The sequence below is a fragment of the Pseudidiomarina piscicola genome (assembly GCF_902806985.1).
Lineage (GTDB): Bacteria > Pseudomonadota > Gammaproteobacteria > Enterobacterales > Alteromonadaceae > Pseudidiomarina > Pseudidiomarina piscicola.
The window spans coordinates 244,620-263,559 of sequence record NZ_CADCXY010000003.1 but is presented as its reverse complement, the minus strand read 5'-3'; the positions used below and the strand labels follow the sequence as shown (position 1 = coordinate 263,559).

The window sequence follows — 18,940 nt, the reverse complement described above, 5'->3', positions numbered from 1 at the left end:
ATGACTCGGACTGGCCAGACATCTAACCGTTTAACCATAAGTTATATTTGAACTTAGCCTTAGTATCAATTCTTGAGAAATTATAAGAAGGCGCTCCTTTTAGCTTCGATATAGCTAAATGCATCGCACCACTTGGTTTGAATGTCGTATCAAACGAGGCAAGTGTGCACAGAGCCTCAAAGGTTGCGCCAATTTCTTTAAATAGAGACGAAACATCGCCCTGTGTTAAGGCTAGTTTTTTTCCTCCAGGCCCGGGGATCGGTATAGTTTGTTTCGATCCAGAACTATATATCCGCAAGCCCATTTCATCAAAATGACTTTCGGCGATACCCAGTATCCCATGCAGCTCTCGAATCGCTTCTTTCCAAGATGAGCCGTCAAGCTTTCGCACCCGCTCATCGAGCATTTTGATAATCCCTTCCTCAATAAAAATGATGTTCTCGCTAACAGCAAGATCGCCGGATCGGGCGTTCGGAAACAAAGAGGTATGAAGCGAACTTTTATCTCTGACGTAATTCGCTACGTCAGGTCGGGATTCAACGAACTTCTCGAACTGCTCTATGTGTCTAAAGTAGTTTTGGAAATTATTGTTGCTAACGGTCACCCTAATTTGCTCATTAGTTTGCACTGAGCGGTGATTAGCGGCTAGCAAGGCAACCAATGGAATCAATGTGGCGAGAATGCCTAATGGTACCTTATAAACGGTTATTAAGTGGTTCCATCCGTGATAATCAAAGTTCCACGAGAGCTCCGAGTTCCAGCTGATAACCACCGCACTAACCGCTGCGAGTAATCCAAAACAAGCAAACGTCATTTGTACAATTCTCAACTCGAAAAACGCTTTGTCGCCTCTAAACTGAAAAAAACGCTTAAGTCCCGAATTCATGAATTGATTTACTCCTGTTCACCGAGACAATCCTGTTCTATCCAGCGAATCACTAGCTCAATACACTCGTCTTGTGACTGAATATTATATCGCTCGCTTCTTTCACCATCTGTTGTTAAACACGCACCATGTCCGTTGATCCGAATCTCTCCAATTTCTACTATTGCGACCTTGCCGTCGCGAAGCGTGTTTTTTCGACACGCTCGTAGTAATCCGGTCAACGTATTATGCTCTCCAGGGAGCGTTAAAAGATCAAAAATATACTCTCTTTTAGCTAATTTTAGGATCGCTTGATTTTCATCCGGAGTTCGCTCAAAGCAAGGGACAGAACCTTTGAGTTCGTCTTTCATTTCAACATTGAAGAACCCTTCGCAGTTCCTAACAAACTGGGAGAAAATATCATCGTACTTTAGCTGCCGGCGCATAATTTCCGATAGCCGGTCTCTCAATCTTATAAGTTGAATGGGTTGCATACTTTCACCTTGACTTAATAGATTAATAGCGATGCTACTGAAGCTTTGCTATAAATCGGCTCCAAAGATACTCAGCAGCACCCTGCTGAGTCATTTCGTCCTCAGCCTGCGGACCACCAAATCCAGACATCAAAGCTTTTAGTCGTAACGTATGTCCGTCATCGACTACAGATAACGAATCGTTTACGCTGTTTCCCATGCTTGATGGAGTTTCGCTATACGAAATTTCGCGCGTTGCAAACGAGCCTTTTCCGTACCAGATCTGACAAAACGAAACTTTTTGTCCCGAGCGATAGATAATCGCAACGAACGTCCTCGAATCTATTTGCTCGATAGAGCTAGTTATTTCAGAGTAACGCTTTCCAAGTTCAGCTAAAGAGCCGGCAAAAAGCCTAAAGATGTATTCGAAAGAGTCTTTAGTGAAAGAATCTTTTTCGTGATCGGTGAACGTCTTTTTGATGGCAAGGTTTGCTGAACGAGGCTGGTCAAATCTAATTTCGTCAGGTTTTACAGGCGCAGACGCTTTAACCGTAGCATCTGGACTTGAGCCGAATTTTTGCTCAACTAGTCGCCGAATACCTCGTGCCACATCGGCAAATGCCGCATCTTGATTACCATGCATCATGACCGGCTTTCCATCCGTCGGTAACGCATTAAGTTTACCTAGTGGCGTAGAATGCCAGTCGACATCTCGAAGTATGATGGGGATGACAACGGCTTCGTTGTCTTTATGTCGCTGAAGAGCGACACTCATTTCACGTTCATAACAATAGTTTGAAGCAATAAAATCGGCGCTCACTAACAGAACTACAATATCTGCCTCTAACAGCTTGTCAGAAATTTTTTCATCTAAGACCTCTCCTGGCAGTATTTCTCGGTCATACCAATCCGATATCAACCCCTGTCTTCTCAAAGCCGCCAAGTGACTTCCGAGCTCATTACGCAACTCTTCGTCCTTATGCGAATACGACATGAAAACTTTATGCATTGCAGTCCCCTTTTTAGCAGCGCTCAAGCGAGACTCGTTGTAGGGAGCTATGGATGTTGCCCCCGTTAAGCGAGGTGCTTGATTTATTCCACGCATCTATTAGCTCTTGTTCTTGTTTAGTTGTTTTCCTACCGCCCCTATATCCTTGAGGGCACGCACCCTCGCACAATCCAGCATCAACATCGTCGCATTTGATGTGTACCTTGACACAAATAGGAATATCACTTTGTTTAAGCTCTCTAATATTTCCTTGAATCCAGCTACTCGAAGCTTTTGTCCAAGCATGCTTTTGATCCATTACATTGATAAGGAACATCACGATTCCCGCCGTCATTCCATAAACAAAAAAGCGGTACCCGCTGACGTCGCCGCCAAAAACAGATACCGCTTCATTCTGAAAATTGAAATCAATGTTATAGAACAACCATGCCAGCGAACCGCTCTCCCGGCAATTAGACAAAACTCATATAAAACCACCGAACTTGCGACAGTCTGTGTCGCGGAGAGTCAGATGAAACCAAAAAGAAGTTATTTGAACGCAAACAGGTGCCAAACGCCTCCCTTCTCAATCTAGGTAGCTCATACTTCTAGTACGGGCCTGACCGGCCGCTACAGTTGCTGTGCCACTAAAATTGTTTTGATAATACATCAGTGGCTCTTGTACGCTTTCACCTACGGCCTTAAAGCCCGCAAAGTGAATCACCGCGGAGATATCATGTTTCGAAAATATTTCTATTAAGAGCGCTCGGTCGGCGATATTCCCTTCCACAAAAGGAACTTGCTTTCCGGTGATCTGCTCAACACGTACCAGACTTTCACGAACACTGTTTGAGAGATCGTCGAGCACTAACACTTCGTGTCCGGCTGCTAACAATTCGACGACTGTATGGGAGCCGATATAGTCGGCTCCACCTGTGACTAAAATCATTTTTGCTCAATCTCAGAACGTTGTAAAAACTCACAAATCCGTGCACAAGCCTGCCCATCACCATACGGGTTGTGGGCGCGGGACATTAAGGCATACTCGTCTGCGTTGTTGAGCAGCGATGACACAGACGAAACGATCGTTGACTCGGATGTTCCCACAAGGCGAACGGTACCGGCATCGACGGCTTCTGGGCGCTCAGTGGTGTCACGCATTACAAGTACGGGTTTACCCAAGCCTGGAGCTTCTTCTTGTACGCCGCCGCTGTCGGTAAGCACTAAATGGCAGTTTTGCATTAACCAAACGAACGGTTCATAACCTAAAGGCTCGATAAGGTGGACATTTGTTAGGTCACCTAATAGGCTACGAACTGGTTTTTGCACATTAGGGTTCAAATGAACCGGATACACAAAGTGTACGTCTGGATGCTCTACCGCGAGTGAGCGAAGCGCTGCACATATATTTTCAAAGCCTTGACCGAAGTTCTCCCGACGGTGGCCGGTGATCAGCACATAACGCTTACCAGACAACTCAATCGACAGCCCTGCGTCTGAAAGCTTGGTCGAAATCGACTCGCGTAGCTCGGTGGAGTTCGAGATCTTCTCTGTAACCCACTTTAAGGCGTCAATCACCGTATTCCCGGTGACGACAATTGACGCGCCTTTCACGCCTTCAGCGAGTAAGTCGTTACGGTTACGCTCGGTTGGAGAGAAATGCCATTGGGTTAAGCGTCCGGTCAATTGGCGATTTGCTTCCTCGGGCCATGGCGAATAAAGATCATGGGTACGCAAACCAGCTTCAACATGACCAACGGGAATGCGTGCGTAAAATGCCGCTAACGATGCGGCAAAGGTCGTCGCTGTGTCGCCATGTACCAGCACAATATCTGGTTGCGCTTCAGCAAGCACTGAGCGCATTCCTAATAGCACAGACGATGTGACATCGTAGAGATCTTGGCCCGCTTTCATAATATCTAGGTCATAGTCTGGCGTAATTTCAAATAACGCCAAAACTTGATCAAGCATTTCACGGTGCTGAGCAGTAACAGCTACCACTACTTCAAAGCGCGCATCGGCTTCGAGGGCTTTGACCAATGGGGCCATTTTAATAGCCTCTGGACGGGTACCAAAGGCGAATAATACTTTCATTGATAACTACCTTCTAAAACGTAAACAACAAGGGGCTATTAAGCGCGTGTCACACCGCAAAAGTCTAATACCTCGCCCTGCACAGTTAGTTTTTTGAATTCATTGTGTGAGACTAAGTAAACAACGATATCTGCGTTTTTAGCGACATCATGATAGTCGTTTAATACGATGCTTTGATGCGATTTTAGGTTCGGCTCTACTGCCAACGCGTTGATGTCTTCTAACACTAACGACTGAAATACCGCTAGTGCAGGAGATTCGCGTAAATCGTCGATGTTGGGCTTAAAAGCCAGCCCCATGCAGGCAACGGTTGGCTCTCGCCCTTCTCGTTCACGAAATGCTTTTACGTCTGTGAGAATACGTTCGACTACCCAAGCGGTTTTATAGTCATTAATTTCACGGGCGGCGCGAATGATACGCGCATCATCGCCGCCGGCATGTACGATGAACCATGGATCTACGGCGATACAATGCCCACCAACACCAGTTCCTGGCTGGAGGATGTTCACTCGTGGGTGACGATTGGCCAGTCGAATCAATTCCCAAACGTCGATACTAAACTTGTCGCAAAGTACCGAAAGTTCGTTTGCGAACGCAATGTTCACATCACGGAAGCTATTCTCGGTAAGCTTTGCCATTTCCGCGGTACGAGCGTCGGTGGTAAGTACTTCACCTGAAACAAACGAGCGGTAGAAGTCTGCGACAATATCTGTCGCTTCGGCGGTGATACCGCCGACAATACGATCATTCTCAACTAGTTCTCGCATAATATGACCAGGCAGTACACGCTCAGGACAATGAGCGATATGGATAGAGGATGTATCAACACCCTCTTCACGCAGTACTTCCTCAACACGTTCGGTTGTGCCTACAGGCGATGTCGATTCCAGAATAACCATGTTCCCGGCTTCTACTACCGGCGCAATAGAACGTGTTGCGGCCTCAATGTAGTCAATATTAGGCACATGCCCGTCATGAAACGGGGTTGGTACTGCTAATACAAAAACATCAGCTTTCTTCGGCGTCAGCGACGCGGTGAGCTTTTTGTCTTTAACAGCTTTTGCCACATAAGCGTCAAGCTCAGGCTCAACAATGTGAATATCACCATTGTTGACTGTGTTTACGACATCTTCTGAGACGTCGATGCCGAGAACCTGGTAGCCTTTGTTGGCAAGAAGTGCGGCGGTGGGTAGGCCGATGTAGCCTAGGCCTATGATACAAATATCCTTTGTCATACTGCATTCCTATAGTTTTATAATCTGATGAAAGCTAAAAGCTACGACTTACCTCAAACTCTATTAGCTCAAGCCAACCATCTTTAAATTCCAAAGCGTTCACTGACGGGCTTTCCGTCGTTTGAGCCTTCCAAACCACGATTTTTTTTCCTTCGTTGAGATAAAAAGCTCCCGGATACGGTCTAGTTACAGCTCGTACCAGCTTTTCTGCGTCATAAACACTCCCATTCAAATCAATCTGACCATCCTCAGGGCGACGTCCAGGCCATTCAGTTGCCAGGCTACGGTCTTGCTCTTGCAAATTGAGTTTATCGGCCATTAGTACTGGGACTACTTTCCTCATCAGCGCAATATGTGCTTTGTTTACGCTTTGATACAATTCTTGTGCATTAGTACTAGATGACAATGGAATTACCACCTGATCAACGATTGGCCCGGTGTCCACACCTGTATCAAGTTTAAACAAAGTGACTCCAGTTTTATCTAGTCCCTTCAATATTGCCCACGGTATTGCTGCTCGCCCTCGCCCCTGCGGAAGCAGTGTCGGGTGCATTCCCAGTACTCCCCGCTTGGGGGAGCGTAGAAGATCCTCCGAAGCAATTTGAGACCAACCTATGATAAACAGCCAGTCTAATTCATGACTCTTGATGGCCTCGATGACATCACAGTTGTTCACATGCCGTGATTTCAGTAGTGGTACACTATGACATTCGCAAAAGTCATCGAGGTAGACACGACCTGACTTATTAACAGCTTGATCGTCTTCCAACGTCATCGCAAAACTAAGTTGGCCACCGGCCTCATGTAAAGCCTCCATGCATGAAAGGCCAAGCTGAACGCAGGTCACAAATCCGATTTTAATCATCTTATGAAAGCTCTTTTAAGTAAATTATTAGTAGACTGGTGGCGGCTTAAGTAGATAAACGAATGTCCGCAAGATAATACTTGCATCTCTCCACAATGTGACACTCTCCGAGTATTGCTCATCAAAGCTCGCTTTCTCGGAAACGCTCATTCCATCGAATGACGAAACCTGGGCAAGTCCAGTGAGTCCTGGACGACACTCTAAAGCACCACTTTTACGTCGAAGTTCCGCCAGTTCAGTTTGTGCTGGTATTGGGGGGCGCGGTCCAACTATGCTCATGTCGCCTTTGAGAACATTAATCAGCTGCGGAAGCTCATCTATATTCGTACGACGAATCAACTTCCCTATCCAGGTAAGTTGTACCTCACCGACTCTATCCGAAGGTAGGTCACCGGTATTAACGGGCATACTTCTAAACTTATAAAAATCAAAAAGCTCCCCATGTCGCCCTATACGCTTTTGTTTAAATATAATTGGACCTGAGTCAAAGACTTTAATAAATAAGGCTATAGCAATCAAAAAAGGCGACAGCGCCAGCGTCGCGCATACGACGATAAGAAGGTCTAAGAACCGTTTCCCGTGACGTTGATAAAAAGAGTTTTTTTGCACATCGAACTCCCATACACTGGATTAAAAGGCTAAGCGATACCCTGTTGGAATACTAGTTGAAAGGCTTCAGCGTAATAAAGCCCTGCTTGTCCCCCGCGATAGGCGGCTAACCCCCGCAAAACCTCTTCACTACGTGGGTGTGGATATGGGCGCATTACTTTTCGATAATGAGCAAGCGCTTTGATTTTCTTATCGAGGAGCTCTTCGCCGACTTCTACAAAAGTTGAAGGTATAAAATTCTCACCCGTGGTTGGAAATGCCCAATCTGTAGAAGACAATATTTCCATAAAGTATAGTGCTTGCAGCGCAGTAATATCGGATCGGCGTTGATACAATCTAGCTGCTGCCTGACAAGCCTTAGATACTTGCACATGGTCATCATTCAAGTCACCTGGGTGGTGGGTAAAAATGCGAGATGGCTGAAACTTTTCAATCTGCTTTTCTATAAACTGGACGATTTCAACATGCGGAACGGTATTCATTCGAATATTAGGGAAACTTCCTAGTATGGGCTCTCGGAAACTGACTTCGCGATTAGCTGCGCACATATTTTGATATAGCTCATCGTCTGATGGACGATGATTTCTCACATCAACATAACCGCACAAAATAATGGGCTGTACGATCTCTCCATCAGAGACGAGTTTCGTGCCTGTCGCGCCGAAGCCCAAAATTTCGTCGTCTGGATGTGCTACGACTATCAAGTTTACTTTTTTTGACATTATTAACTCTTCTTATTCTCTTCTACGGCTAGAGCTGTTTTACGCAATTGTTCGGTCATTGTATACGGTGGGCGCCACCCAAGAAGTCTTGTGGCCTTCTCTGAGTTCACATACAAGTCCTCGAACAAACGTTGCACAACCGTTTTTTTATTTAATAGTGCAGCGCCTAACTTCATTAGACTGGCGGGAAGGGAGAAAATTATTGATTTGCTAGCTATCGCTAACTTTAGACGTTGAATTAGTAGTGTTGTCGATACGTCATCTTGGTCCGATACTAGGAAGGTTTCATTTATAGCTTTGGGATGGTCCATACATAGCGAAATAAAATCACAAAGATTATCAATCCCTACTAGACTACGTCTATTATGCACTGCCCCAAGCGGCAGTGGGAGCCCCTTATCAAGCCAATTCATCATTGATTCAAAGTTTGCTTTCACACCTGGTCCGTATATGAGTGGGGGGCGGATAATAACGAATTCCATTCCTGTTTGTGCTGAAATTTCACGCAGGCCTACTTCCGCTTCAAGCTTTGAAATCCCATACGGGTCAACAGGCTCTAGCTGTGAAACCTCATCAATAGCCGCCTTGGAGAGATTCCGCTCACCGTGAACTTTTATAGAGCTGATGTAAACAAACCTTCTGACGCCGCTTTTCGCCGCTAATCGCGCTAATTGAAGTGTTCCTTCGGTATTTATTTTTCGGTATTCAGCTAAGGGATCAGAAGCTGACTCGTTCATGATGTGGGCACGCGCCGCACAATGAATTACAACATCGCAGCCAGATATCCATTCACAAGATTCCCGCGATAGGTTACCACCAATATCGAACTGAATCGCCCCTCTTTCGTTTGAAGGGGTACGCGAGAGCAAAATTAGCTCACTGTATCTTGTATTCAACTTTTTAAATAGATTTTTGCCGAGAAACCCTGTAGCTCCTGTGATAGCAATTTTGCGCCCCATTACTTTTCCTTAACAATACTTATGATGCTAGAAGCTAATTTATTCGATATTGATGACCTCGAAAAAGTTTTTACAAAATCCAACCGCGGAGTAATGTCCATCTCAAGAGTTTTCGCCGCATCATAACCTTCTACAACACTGCAGGGATGAAACACAGCAGCGTTTTCGATGTGCGCCTTTATAAACTCTGAAGCGTACCCTGCAACTCCAGCCAAAATCGGCTTTCCGGTAGTCGCATATTCAAATAACTTGGATGGTAGTACTTTTTGTAGCGCCAGAGAGTTATTTAGGTGCAGAAATAAAATATCCGCATTTTCATATTCTTTTATAAGTTGATCACGCTTTACAGGTGGTAATATCTCTATATTTAACAAGCCATGCTGAGCTACTATTGCTTCCAAGTTGCTACGTCTCCCTCCATCACCGATGATTCTAAACTTATATGACGGTCCTAATATCTGTGCAAGCCCTGGCAGAATTAAATGTAGCCCTTGACAGTCTCCTATATTCCCGCCATAAAAAATAACTTTTGATTCAGATTCGATCATTTCTGAAGGCCAGCTATGCTTAGCGAATTCCGCATCAATACCATTTGTTAAATAGCTATACGATTTATTTGGATACCTTGCGTCAAAATAAGACTTAAACCCTGGACTTACTAAATTTACGTGGCTCGCTCTCCTCACCGCATACTTTTCCAGAGTACTAAATGCAGGAACGGCTAAAAACGTAATGTAGCGAGGAAAAACGTCGGCCAAAGTATCAACAAAAATATCGCGAATATCTAAATAAAGCTTTGCTTTTTGTTTACGGGCTATAAAGGAAGCCAATACCGCAGTCATCAACCGCGAGGAAGTCGCGACCACGATATCGTAATTATTGTCAGTGGTTACCTTACGAACGTAGTTAGCATAATGACGAAATGTTCGGGCTTGATCTAGAAAGCCATTTTTGTGACTTGGTAACTGCACACGATAAATAGAATAGTTTTTATTATGCTCTACGCCTAAGCCTTTCGATTTATACGTGTGATACCGGTTGGGTTGGGTTGTAACAATATCGATATGCCCGCCTAATGGTAATGCATCAGCAAGCGCACGTGTCAATGCCGTCGCTCGAAAAGAGCCGGCGGAAAGATCTGGATCAAAATAATACGTTAGAAATAGAATTCTCATGGCTCTATAAATATATTTACTATGCGAGTGTTAACTCAGAAGTAAAGTGCTGGTTCGGAACGACTAAAACGATTCGAGTCGTCGGAACAGATTTGCCAAACTCAGGGTGCCACGTCGTCTCTTCGAGTCTTACTGGCACATCTGTGGAAAACAATAAAGTATCGCCTGATACCAGAATCAAACGAACAGAACGAGTATCGATGACCTCCGCCTCCACGTCAGGATGCAAATGAAAATGAGCCATGACTGTATTGGTAGAAGATGCGCCTAACTCGTCTTTAATCAGTACCTTATCATCAAACACTTTACAGGTTCGTACATGTGTAAGTCCTTTTTTGAAGTGACAATAACCATCATGCTGAGCTCGAGCCGATACGAACTTTTGAGTAGCCTCAAATTCAACGCCGGAAATTTGCGCTCGTCGACCAACGCGGAACCCAGCCCAAACATCAGAGGAGTTCTTGTCTTTCACAAATAAGGTATTATGCGCCGGAGTAGAACGCTGACGCTGACGCTCTGGCCCCTCCCCATACTCCGAAGTTCCGGAATTTACAAATATCCGCTGACGCCCTAACGATAGCTCAATGCTCAAAGAATCAGCATGTGCGTGACCAGGTAAGTAACTGGGACCGACCTCAGCATGGTCGAAAAAAAGCGTGAACGAGCCGCGTTGCAGCCTAGAGTAACCTGAGCTTTCGAGTGTTGATAACCCAAACAGATTCGTGTCATTCGTTACTATACCAACTAACGCCGCAAAACTAAAAATCTCCTTTGGAGAAGGTGCTATTCCAAACGCAGCGTCATTAAAAAAGCTAATACCTCCGTCTGGGTGACACATCACTGATAACCAACGCAGTCCGCGGCCTATAACGTCTGCCCAGTCAGATAGTCGAGGATTAAACCGAGCGTCGTCGCAAGCAAGTGCCAAGTTATACAGATCAATTAAATCCCAAAGCAGGATGCAGTGATACATCGGGCTTAATTCAAAGTGCCCACCGTCAGCCATAAACTGTTCTAAAACTTCTCGCTTTAGCAACTCTAATCCTTTGGAAATATAATCATTAGCTCTATCACTATTCAAAAAACTTCCAGCAAATACCAATGCCTTAGCGTTGGCAAAAAGGTGATTGCCTAAGATATGAAACTCCAGTTGCCTCATTAATGCATCAGCTTGTTGCTCAATACTACACAGTATGTCGACACTGTATTCTTGATTAAACTGACACCACTTAATCCAGTTCACTAACCTTAAAGAAATAGGATAAGGCTCCCAACCATTACCATTCAGCGGAGGGTTTTCTTTAATCCATTTTAGAATGAACTTCTTTTGTAAATTGTACCGTCTCTCACCACCCACAGAGTTTAGGTCATTAAAATAATGTAAATTATAAAGCCAAAGCTTCGAATGTTGAGATTCATCATGCCAATCTTGTGGCGTAATGATATATGCTTTTTTATTCAAAAAGCATACTTCGCTGTTTTCAAATAGACTTTGTTCACCAGCTTGCAGATTACTTAGTGACCACCTTTTTGCCGAAAGGTTTTCAGACGATTGCGCCGATAATGACTTGAGTGAGAAAAAGCGATATTTGAGTCGATATAATATTTGCTCCAACTTTAACGGCTTAATAGTATGGTAGTAACGTGATATACGTTTCATAAGATACAGTTAACAATCACTTGGCTTTAAAAGGTTTGGTGTGCATGGCTGCTTGCAAAACTAAATCCGCTCCTGCTAAATAACCTCGAACTGCGCCATAAAGGACTTTCAGTCGTGTATGGACATCTTCCGCTTTTTCGATGCCGGATGTAAACCCGAGTATAGTACGCTAGTACTACACATTGATAAAGCAACGATTCGCCTGTAACCTCCCGTTTACCCGCTGATTTCATCTAGCTCGACTTCGTCAATGGTCAGATACTGTCTACCGAAACTCCATTCGTACGATATCTCGATAAACACTGCAGTCATCCATGCGAAGATATCAACGGCTATTCACAGAAGGCAAAATGCTTCATTTGGTCACAGTGTAGTCGCAAGCACGTGAGGCTTTGTTTCTTCTGCTGCCTTTACTTACAGCAAGCACTCTTTAAATACCGTCGGCACTTGCGACGCCATGGCTTGCTTTGATATCGTGCTTTGTGCGTTTTATTGTAAGTGAAACTAACAACGCGGCATGGAATACTTGCAAAAACGCTTTTACGCTCCGCGTTAGTTCCATCATGAGCACATCGGACGCTTCCATACCTCCGTATTTTTGTCCCCATTTGTAAAGCGTTGAATTAGTAATGCCATATTTACGGAGCGGTTACATTTATCATTGCAGCCCTCATAACTTACTTTCTAATCTGGTTAGCAGCCTCGATAGTTGCTCGAGTAACTTCAAACAACTCATCTAAGGCGATTGGGGCTGAACCCCCACGCTTAATAGACTTCAAAAAAGCCACGACACACGCATTTTGGCCTTTGTCTTGACGCCACAATCGCATTTTCGTGAAGTTTGGCCATCCAAACCCTTTTAGTAAACGAAAATTATCTAGTTGTAATACTCGTCCCGACGTAAAAACTTCAACCCGTTCTTTCGGAAAGCTATTAGCCCCATTGGCAAAGTAATGAATTGTAGCCAATGATCCGTCCTCAAAGGTGATTATAATTGTAGCCTTGTCTTCAGTGATCTCTGCTCCGCCTGCGTCTCCAATACTTTTTGCTTGAATTGAAGTAATTGAAAACCCCACAAGAAAACGTGCTAAATCGATAAAGTGGCACGCTTCTCCGATGATTCTACCACCACCCACTTCGATATCCTGAGTCCAATGGCTTGCAGGAACCAAGCCGGCATTGATAGTCAAGACTACGGTCTTCGGTTGCTTGATTGGATCAAGTAATCTTTTCATTTTTTGGACGTGGGGCGCAAAGCGACGATTAAAGCCAACCATCAAAAGAGGTTTATAGTCGACCTCGTGAAATGCTTTTTCTAACTCGACCACTTCACCTAAGGTTATTGCTAATGGCTTTTCAACAAAAATGTGCTTACCAGCTTCAAGTGACTGTTTTACAAATCGCGCATGACTGTTATGGCGTGTCACTATCACGATAGTGTTAACCTTATCGTTAGCTATCAACGCATCAGTATCAGTTGTTGCTTCTTTAAACCCTTCTTTTTTGCCATAGATAACTCCATTTACTCCTCCAGAAGTCGCGACTGAGTGTAAATTCGCATTGGCTTTTCTAAATGCTGGAATAAGCATGCGTGACGCATAGCTTCCCGCACCAATAAAACCTACAACTGGCTCTCCTGGGTAAACTTCTCCACTCCCATTCAAAGAAATACTTGGTACCACACGGGTCTTAACATCGTGCGAATACATTAAAATTATACCTAGAGCTGCCTTATCGTTACTAAGAATGTCATACGCGTCTATCGCATCATTAAATTCGAAACGATGTGTAATTAATGGCCGTACATCAAGAAGGCCTGAAGACATCATCTCCAAAACAGCTTCAAAGTTTCGTTGTTCTGTCCAGCGTACATAACCGAAGGGGTAGTCATTACCGGATTCTTCATAGCTTGGATCGTAACGCCCAGGCCCATATGAACACGAAACTTGAAAAGTCAACTCTTTCTCGTAAAACTCTGAGCGGTTTAGCTCCGTTCCAGTAACACCTACAAGAATAATGCGCCCGCGGCGACGACTCATTGTTGCAGCTTGACTAATCGGATCTGACGAACTTGTCGAGGCAGTGATAATTACGCCATCGATACCTCTCCACTGGCTGAATGCAAGACCAACTTCGACAGGGTCTTGCCCGCTTGAAGGGTTACATGTGTCCGCACCGAATTGCCGTGCTAACTCAAGTTTCTGTTCATCATAGTCGACTGCAAGAACGCGGCAACCTTGCGCTTTCAACAGCTGAATAGTAATTAGCCCTATTAAGCCAGCCCCAATAACGCAAAAAGACTCACCAAGTGTGGGAGCTAATAAGCGAACTCCTTGTAAACCAATACTAGAGACAACCGTAAAACAAGCTTCCTCGTCGGTCACATTATCCGGGATACGGGCACAAAGGTTTTTGGGGACTCGAACAATGTCAGCATGTGCTCCATTTGAGACGACACGATCGCCTAACTTAAATCCCTTAACTCCATCGCCTACATCCGAAATCACACCAACATTAGAATAGCCAAGGGGAATTGGATGAGTTAACTTTGCTTTTATTGCCTCGAACGTGGTTGCCAGGCCATCCGTTTTAATCTTCTCCAAAACCATTTTTACCTTTTCAGGTTGCTGACGCGCTTTTTCGAGAACGGAAGCCTTGCCAAAGCTCACTAGCATGCGCTCAGTTCCAGCTGAAATTAACGATACTCTCGTATCTATAAGCAAAGTTCCCGCGGCTACTAACGGCGTAGGAGCTTCTAAAATGCTAGTGTGACCTTTTGACAGATCTTGAAGTATTTGTTTCATATGCTTTCTTTATTTGATTGAAAATTTTTAATCGCTACTGGTAACTTTAAAGTATTCTTATTAAATCTCTAACAACCGTTCTATTAACGTTAGGTCTTGTTCTTTCGTCGTGTAATCCAACGCCTTAACTCTATCTGACGCTGTTCTTAACGATGTCATTTTATCCGGTAGCTCAGCGGCTATCCGCTCAGCGCATGTAACATAATTGGCATCTGACAGTAGAACTGAATTCCCTAAACTCTTCCCGAAAACACCATCCTGTGAGCCTTCACGTAAAATTAGAGGCTTCCCCATAACTGTAGCTTCATAAAACCTATTTGTTCTAGCCCATTTCAAGTTATAGTCTGACGATTCGATTGGCTTATATGCTCCCCAGACAATATCTACTTCGTTGTATAAACAAGAAACCTGTTCTGGGTTTTTATATTCACCTAGATACAAGACATTATCTAAAGATATCAGCTTCTGAAACTCAGTGTATCCATCAAAAACAAACCCTGCTAATACAAGTTCAAATTTGTTTGAGTACTCACTCAAAAGATGATAAAGGCAATTAGCGGACCAAGCACACCTTAACAAACCAAAGTAGCCTATTTTGACTCGACCACTTTCCTCTTCAGCTTTGAGTAGTCTTGTGTAATATCCTTTATCATACCAGCTAAACTGGACTTTATTCTCAACAACCACTATATTTTCTATCCTGTAGCAAGCTTGAAAAAATTCAGTTTTGAATTTTTCGGAGGTAACGACTAGTAGCCCCACTTTTGCTAGGAATAGTCTCTCGATACACCGATAAATTCTGGATAGAACTCCTTTAGATGTTTGAATAGGCCGAATATCCCCTACCTCTACGACAACTTGACATTTAGTAAAGATACAAGCAATAACCCCCAAGAATACTAGGTCTGAACCGAATAAATATATAATATCAGTATCTTTTACCGATTTACGCACAACTAGCAACGCTTTAAGATAGGCGTTTAAACGTGCAATATATCTTCCCTTTCGTAGCTCACCTAGTAACTCGACCTTATGCCCTACATTTGAGCCTTTGTGATAATCCCTTTGAAACGCAAACACTCCCTTGAGATGGAGTGCCGTTGAAACTGTCTCTATTCTTTTAGAGAATCTTGGTTGTCCAACTGTCGGCAAAACGAACACAATCGAACTCTTCATATCAAAACACGCTCCTCACTAATACCCAAGGGCCTACTTCAACCTTTACCATAGTAAAACCATCTACGACCAATAACTACTAAAACTAGACATTAGCGTCTTTCAATTCCCGTTAATAGTTTAAGTCCGAGCAAGACGATCAAGATAGGTAACATCGCTCCAACGAAAGAAAATAAATCGGCCCGAACAAACAGTGGAAAGGACGCAAGGTATTTCAACATAGGAAGAATTACATAGATATGCTTGCTTAACACAAAGAAAACAAAATTAAGAAAAGCGACAAAAATAACCCCATATAATATAACACCTAAATAGCCAAACTGCGCATAACCCTCACCAAACAACGTGAAAGTTCTAACCCAATTGCCGGGGCGTATTGCCCCATAAATCTCAATCGTCTTACGAGAGCTAAAGCTCACATTAGGCTTATTTGACCATACAACTCTTGGAATTGGAGTTAATAGCGTATAGATCAACTGTTTCCCATATTCATATTCGACTCGGCCTGACGACAATGCATCCTTTAATACCGGAATTTCCGAAACAGTGTATAGTCCTGTGTATCCGTGAGTCAAAATCTTTGAGTAAGAATCTGAAAGGTTGATATCTAAACCAGCTCGCATCATTGCCGCAGCGGAAAAGTAGATAGGAAGGATTAACATCCCTACTATTAAAATATAGGAATATATACGAACCTTTTTCAGAAAAACGAGATAAGCAAAGAAAATAGAGGCGAAAATAAAAATAATAGGAGACCGATGAGTTGATGTTTTAACAATTAGAACAATCTCCAAGAGCGAGATAATCACAAAGAGCAAGTATGCAAGTCTCTTTTTACCATGAGCATAGATATCTAATATGGTTACAAACAGCAAAACTTTAAGTATTTTCGTTACGAAAGAAAATCCCCCAGTCTCAAGGCGGTCATTATAGTTTTCGAGTAGAAACTCACCGCGAGAACTTACATCAAGAAGGCTTTCACTTAAGAAAACATCTAGAAAAAACCACGCCATCAAGGAAAAGCATATGACCATTCCGTCTCTTAGCTTAAAAAGGGGGGGGATCCTTGTTGTCTTTATTCTATCCCTAATATCTGCTAACAGATATTTTCGTGACAATCTTAATACCCCTAAAAAAATCACCAAGTTAGCTATAAATACGGATGTTAACAACAAATAACTTTCAGAATACTTTAAACTCAACTCAGCATCATTGACAAAGTAGACGAAAGGGATGAGATAAAATATCATTCCGAATAAGAAAACTATAAACGCCAAAAGCTCGTTTCTCATCATAGTCTTCCGATAAAAAACAATTGACTTTATCAATCCTAAAATGAAATATATGTACAAGCTAAAAGCTCCACTAAGTTGTGTCAAGGGCGTGATCTAAATACAAAAAATATGTCTAAGTCAACAAGGATCATATGCATTTGACCTTTTTGTGGTGTTCCGAACTCTGTGTCAGTTCGTTAAACTAAGCAAAAAGAGATGATACTTGACAAATCAAAAAACTTCGACATGGCAGGCCACCTTTAAACAATTGCGTAAAGGCAAAGACCTCACCGGCCAGGACGAGCTCCTCACGCACCTTACCGAGCAACTCACCGAGGCCACTATGCAGGCTGAGTTTGAAGGACACCTCAGTAATAAAGGACAGCCTAACCACAAAAACGGCTCGCCGTCGAAATTAGTGAAGAGTCCTGCCGACAGCTTTGAGCTTGATACGCTTATTGTCGTCCTCAAGCCCTTTAAGGCGCTTCATCATCGATGCGTTCCATCCGCCAAATTGATCCGAGCTCATACCGTGTTCACGGCAAAGCTCTGGAACGGGTACACCGTTCTCGTTTTGTTTCAGAATCGCTAAGATCTGACTGTCTGTGTATCGTGATTTGCGCATAGAAAACTCCTTCATTTTAGTTTAACGGAATTTTCTACTTATAACTGTTCCGATTTTTCGGGGGGATTACATGACCAAAGCCAAAGGGGCTTTAACAATGAGAGCATCTTGCTTAAGCTTTCTTTATGCGGGTATTTTAAAACCAGCTGAGCGCTGTTCGCACTCGCTACAATACTAGAATATGACTCTGTCTCACCTAACCATCCACTTTGAAGGTCGCCTGAATGGCCACATAGATTTATGAAAACTTGGCTGATACACAATATTGAACACTTTTTTCAGAATCAGCCACTCACTCCATCTACTAATTTACCGCTACATTTTAAAATGTACTCAATTTCAATTCAAAGATAAGCGACTTGCTGCATTCCTACTTATATTTCCTTAACCTCTTAACTAATGGGTTACAGTAGATCACCGGCCGAGAAAACCTTGGGGAAAGCAATTTCAAATGGAGAAGGATAAAGCACAACCATGCAAAATTACCTTTCCTTGCTGCTAAATTCAAACCTTTCAGCAGACTTTCAGACTGAACTCGGCGGAATAGAGTATCCGAATCTATATAGTTGGACAATATACCAACCTCCCGCGTAATCGCTAAATTATCCAGTAACTCTCGAACGTCCACCTCTTCTGTAATGTTCCTACTCGACCACGAGGAGCTGCCTGAGTTTTTCCGGTATACAACGCCTGGATTTTGACTTACGTACATATCACCGAATGTAAGGCTAATTAGCTTCAGTCTAGTGTCACCCGCAAAGTAACGTCCACCGTAGACAGGGATGCTTAAAATCTTTTTCCAAATTTCTGTTTTTGTAACTAAGGAGCATGTAGTCACAAACGGTGTCTTTTTAACATATGAACTTAGGCTAAACCTTTTAGGGTTAGGAGTATATACTTTAACCTTAGTCCCTTTTAGGACATAGCTTGCTCCACCATAGATCGAAATATCCTTCTCAGCCATGAATACCTCAATAGCTCTTTGAAGGTGACTACTTGATAGCCAATAATCATCACCTTCACACAAGGCTAAGAACTCTCCCCGTGCTCTGTTAACATTAAAAGACTGCGCTATGAAGCCCTTTGAGAACTGGTTTTTTGTTTGAATCATTGGTTTGATTAAATGTGGATACTTCTCCCGATACTTATCTATAATTTTTGAGGTACCGTCCGTAGAGGCATCGTCATGAATCAAGATCTCAATAGGAAAGGTAGTTTCCTGCTTTAAAAAGCCAATAATGGCGTCTTCTAAATGTTTTTCATGATTAAATGTAATGCAGCTAACAGAGACTAACGGCTGGTCGTACTCTTCTGTCCATGAGGCAATGATTTCTGACTCTGTTCGTAACAAGTCAGGAGATATTTGAGCTACTTGATTTTTCATTAATTCAGGCCTACTTTAATTATACTTCAGAA

17 protein-coding genes and 2 pseudogenes are annotated in these 18,940 nt (G+C 43.3%); all 19 read right to left on the bottom strand.

The window, feature by feature from the left end:
* Nucleotides 1-22: 22 nt before the first annotated feature.
* Nucleotides 23-886, bottom strand: coding sequence for a hypothetical protein (locus tag PSI9734_RS08160; protein ID WP_173920615.1), 864 nt, complete (start codon nt 884-886; stop codon nt 23-25).
* A gap of 8 nt (nt 887-894) precedes the next feature.
* Entirely contained in the window at nt 895-1,359 is a 465-nt protein-coding gene (locus PSI9734_RS08155) for a hypothetical protein (protein WP_173920614.1), read from the bottom strand.
* Nucleotides 1,360-1,393: 34 nt separating this feature from the next.
* Nucleotides 1,394-2,347 carry a toll/interleukin-1 receptor domain-containing protein gene (locus tag PSI9734_RS08150; RefSeq protein ID WP_173920613.1) on the bottom strand — a complete coding sequence of 318 codons (954 nt, stop codon included), beginning with the start codon at nt 2,345-2,347 and terminating at the stop codon, nt 1,394-1,396.
* Between the two features lie 13 nt (nt 2,348-2,360).
* Nucleotides 2,361-2,807, bottom strand: a complete 447-nt coding sequence (locus tag PSI9734_RS08145; RefSeq protein WP_173920612.1) for a hypothetical protein — start codon at nt 2,805-2,807, stop codon at nt 2,361-2,363.
* A 150-nt stretch (nt 2,808-2,957) separates the two neighbouring features.
* Nucleotides 2,958-3,275 (bottom strand): annotated as a pseudogene (locus PSI9734_RS08140) (SDR family NAD(P)-dependent oxidoreductase); the annotation flags it as partial.
* Nucleotides 3,272-4,420 carry a non-hydrolyzing UDP-N-acetylglucosamine 2-epimerase gene (gene wecB / locus PSI9734_RS08135; RefSeq protein WP_173920610.1) on the bottom strand — a complete coding sequence of 383 codons (1,149 nt, stop codon included), beginning with the start codon at nt 4,418-4,420 and terminating at the stop codon, nt 3,272-3,274. The pseudogene PSI9734_RS08140 and the gene wecB, both read right to left, overlap by 4 nt.
* A gap of 38 nt (nt 4,421-4,458) precedes the next feature.
* On the bottom strand, nt 4,459-5,655 hold the full coding sequence (wecC, locus tag PSI9734_RS08130) for a UDP-N-acetyl-D-mannosamine dehydrogenase (RefSeq protein ID WP_173920609.1): 1,197 nt from the start codon (nt 5,653-5,655) through the stop codon (nt 4,459-4,461).
* A gap of 34 nt (nt 5,656-5,689) precedes the next feature.
* Nucleotides 5,690-6,520: a formyltransferase family protein gene (locus PSI9734_RS08125; RefSeq protein ID WP_173920608.1), complete on the bottom strand. Its 831-nt coding sequence runs from the start codon at nt 6,518-6,520 to the stop codon at nt 5,690-5,692.
* A gap of 27 nt (nt 6,521-6,547) precedes the next feature.
* On the bottom strand, nt 6,548-7,129 hold the full coding sequence (locus PSI9734_RS08120; protein ID WP_173920607.1) for a sugar transferase: 582 nt from the start codon (nt 7,127-7,129) through the stop codon (nt 6,548-6,550).
* Between the two features lie 29 nt (nt 7,130-7,158).
* Complete coding sequence (locus PSI9734_RS08115) at nt 7,159-7,851, bottom strand: PIG-L deacetylase family protein (protein ID WP_173920606.1); 693 nt, start codon at nt 7,849-7,851, stop codon at nt 7,159-7,161.
* 2 nt (nt 7,852-7,853) lie between these two features.
* Nucleotides 7,854-8,810, bottom strand: a complete 957-nt coding sequence (locus tag PSI9734_RS08110) for a UDP-glucose 4-epimerase family protein (RefSeq protein ID WP_173920605.1) — start codon at nt 8,808-8,810, stop codon at nt 7,854-7,856.
* Nucleotides 8,810-9,985: a glycosyltransferase family 4 protein gene (locus tag PSI9734_RS08105; protein WP_173920604.1), complete on the bottom strand. Its 1,176-nt coding sequence runs from the start codon at nt 9,983-9,985 to the stop codon at nt 8,810-8,812. The genes PSI9734_RS08110 and PSI9734_RS08105 overlap by 1 nt, the downstream gene beginning before the upstream one ends.
* Nucleotides 9,986-10,004: 19 nt before the next feature.
* The gene (locus PSI9734_RS08100) at nt 10,005-11,645 is read right to left on the bottom strand and encodes a heparinase II/III family protein (protein WP_173920603.1); all 1,641 of its coding nucleotides are present in this window, start codon (nt 11,643-11,645) and stop codon (nt 10,005-10,007) included.
* Between the two features lie 430 nt (nt 11,646-12,075).
* Entirely contained in the window at nt 12,076-12,231 is a 156-nt protein-coding gene (locus tag PSI9734_RS08095; protein ID WP_173920602.1) for a hypothetical protein, read from the bottom strand.
* A 91-nt stretch (nt 12,232-12,322) separates the two neighbouring features.
* On the bottom strand, nt 12,323-14,449 hold the full coding sequence (locus PSI9734_RS08090) for a bi-domain-containing oxidoreductase (RefSeq protein ID WP_173920601.1): 2,127 nt from the start codon (nt 14,447-14,449) through the stop codon (nt 12,323-12,325).
* 60 nt (nt 14,450-14,509) lie between these two features.
* Nucleotides 14,510-15,625, bottom strand: a complete 1,116-nt coding sequence (locus PSI9734_RS08085) for a glycosyltransferase family protein (RefSeq protein WP_173920600.1) — start codon at nt 15,623-15,625, stop codon at nt 14,510-14,512.
* Between the two features lie 92 nt (nt 15,626-15,717).
* A complete protein-coding gene (locus PSI9734_RS08080; RefSeq protein WP_173920599.1) occupies nt 15,718-16,920 on the bottom strand; it encodes an O-antigen polymerase in 1,203 nt (400 codons plus the stop codon).
* 424 nt (nt 16,921-17,344) lie between these two features.
* A pseudogene (locus tag PSI9734_RS08075) lies at nt 17,345-17,524 on the bottom strand (transposase); the annotation flags it as partial.
* Nucleotides 17,525-17,894: 370 nt separating this feature from the next.
* The gene (locus PSI9734_RS08070; protein WP_173920598.1) at nt 17,895-18,908 is read right to left on the bottom strand and encodes a glycosyltransferase family 2 protein; all 1,014 of its coding nucleotides are present in this window, start codon (nt 18,906-18,908) and stop codon (nt 17,895-17,897) included.
* Nucleotides 18,909-18,940 lie beyond the last annotated feature (32 nt).

Bases quoted from the DNA above. Each gene is read 5' to 3' on its own strand.
- PSI9734_RS08160 (WP_173920615.1), bottom strand. From the start codon at position 886: ATGAATTCGGGACTTAAGCGTTTTTTTCAGTTTAGAGGCGACAAAGCG.
- PSI9734_RS08155 (WP_173920614.1), bottom strand. From the start codon at position 1,359: ATGCAACCCATTCAACTTATAAGATTGAGAGACCGGCTATCGGAAATT.
- PSI9734_RS08150 (WP_173920613.1), bottom strand. From the start codon at position 2,347: ATGCATAAAGTTTTCATGTCGTATTCGCATAAGGACGAAGAGTTGCGT.
- wecB (WP_173920610.1), bottom strand. From the start codon at position 4,420: ATGAAAGTATTATTCGCCTTTGGTACCCGTCCAGAGGCTATTAAAATG.
- wecC (WP_173920609.1), bottom strand. From the start codon at position 5,655: ATGACAAAGGATATTTGTATCATAGGCCTAGGCTACATCGGCCTACCC.
- PSI9734_RS08125 (WP_173920608.1), bottom strand. From the start codon at position 6,520: ATGATTAAAATCGGATTTGTGACCTGCGTTCAGCTTGGCCTTTCATGC.
- PSI9734_RS08115 (WP_173920606.1), bottom strand. From the start codon at position 7,851: ATGTCAAAAAAAGTAAACTTGATAGTCGTAGCACATCCAGACGACGAA.
- PSI9734_RS08110 (WP_173920605.1), bottom strand. From the start codon at position 8,810: ATGGGGCGCAAAATTGCTATCACAGGAGCTACAGGGTTTCTCGGCAAA.
- PSI9734_RS08105 (WP_173920604.1), bottom strand. From the start codon at position 9,985: ATGAGAATTCTATTTCTAACGTATTATTTTGATCCAGATCTTTCCGCC.
- PSI9734_RS08100 (WP_173920603.1), bottom strand. From the start codon at position 11,645: ATGAAACGTATATCACGTTACTACCATACTATTAAGCCGTTAAAGTTG.
- PSI9734_RS08095 (WP_173920602.1), bottom strand. From the start codon at position 12,231: ATGGAAGCGTCCGATGTGCTCATGATGGAACTAACGCGGAGCGTAAAA.
- PSI9734_RS08090 (WP_173920601.1), bottom strand. From the start codon at position 14,449: ATGAAACAAATACTTCAAGATCTGTCAAAAGGTCACACTAGCATTTTA.
- PSI9734_RS08085 (WP_173920600.1), bottom strand. From the start codon at position 15,625: ATGAAGAGTTCGATTGTGTTCGTTTTGCCGACAGTTGGACAACCAAGA.
- PSI9734_RS08080 (WP_173920599.1), bottom strand. From the start codon at position 16,920: ATGATGAGAAACGAGCTTTTGGCGTTTATAGTTTTCTTATTCGGAATG.
- PSI9734_RS08070 (WP_173920598.1), bottom strand. From the start codon at position 18,908: ATGAAAAATCAAGTAGCTCAAATATCTCCTGACTTGTTACGAACAGAG.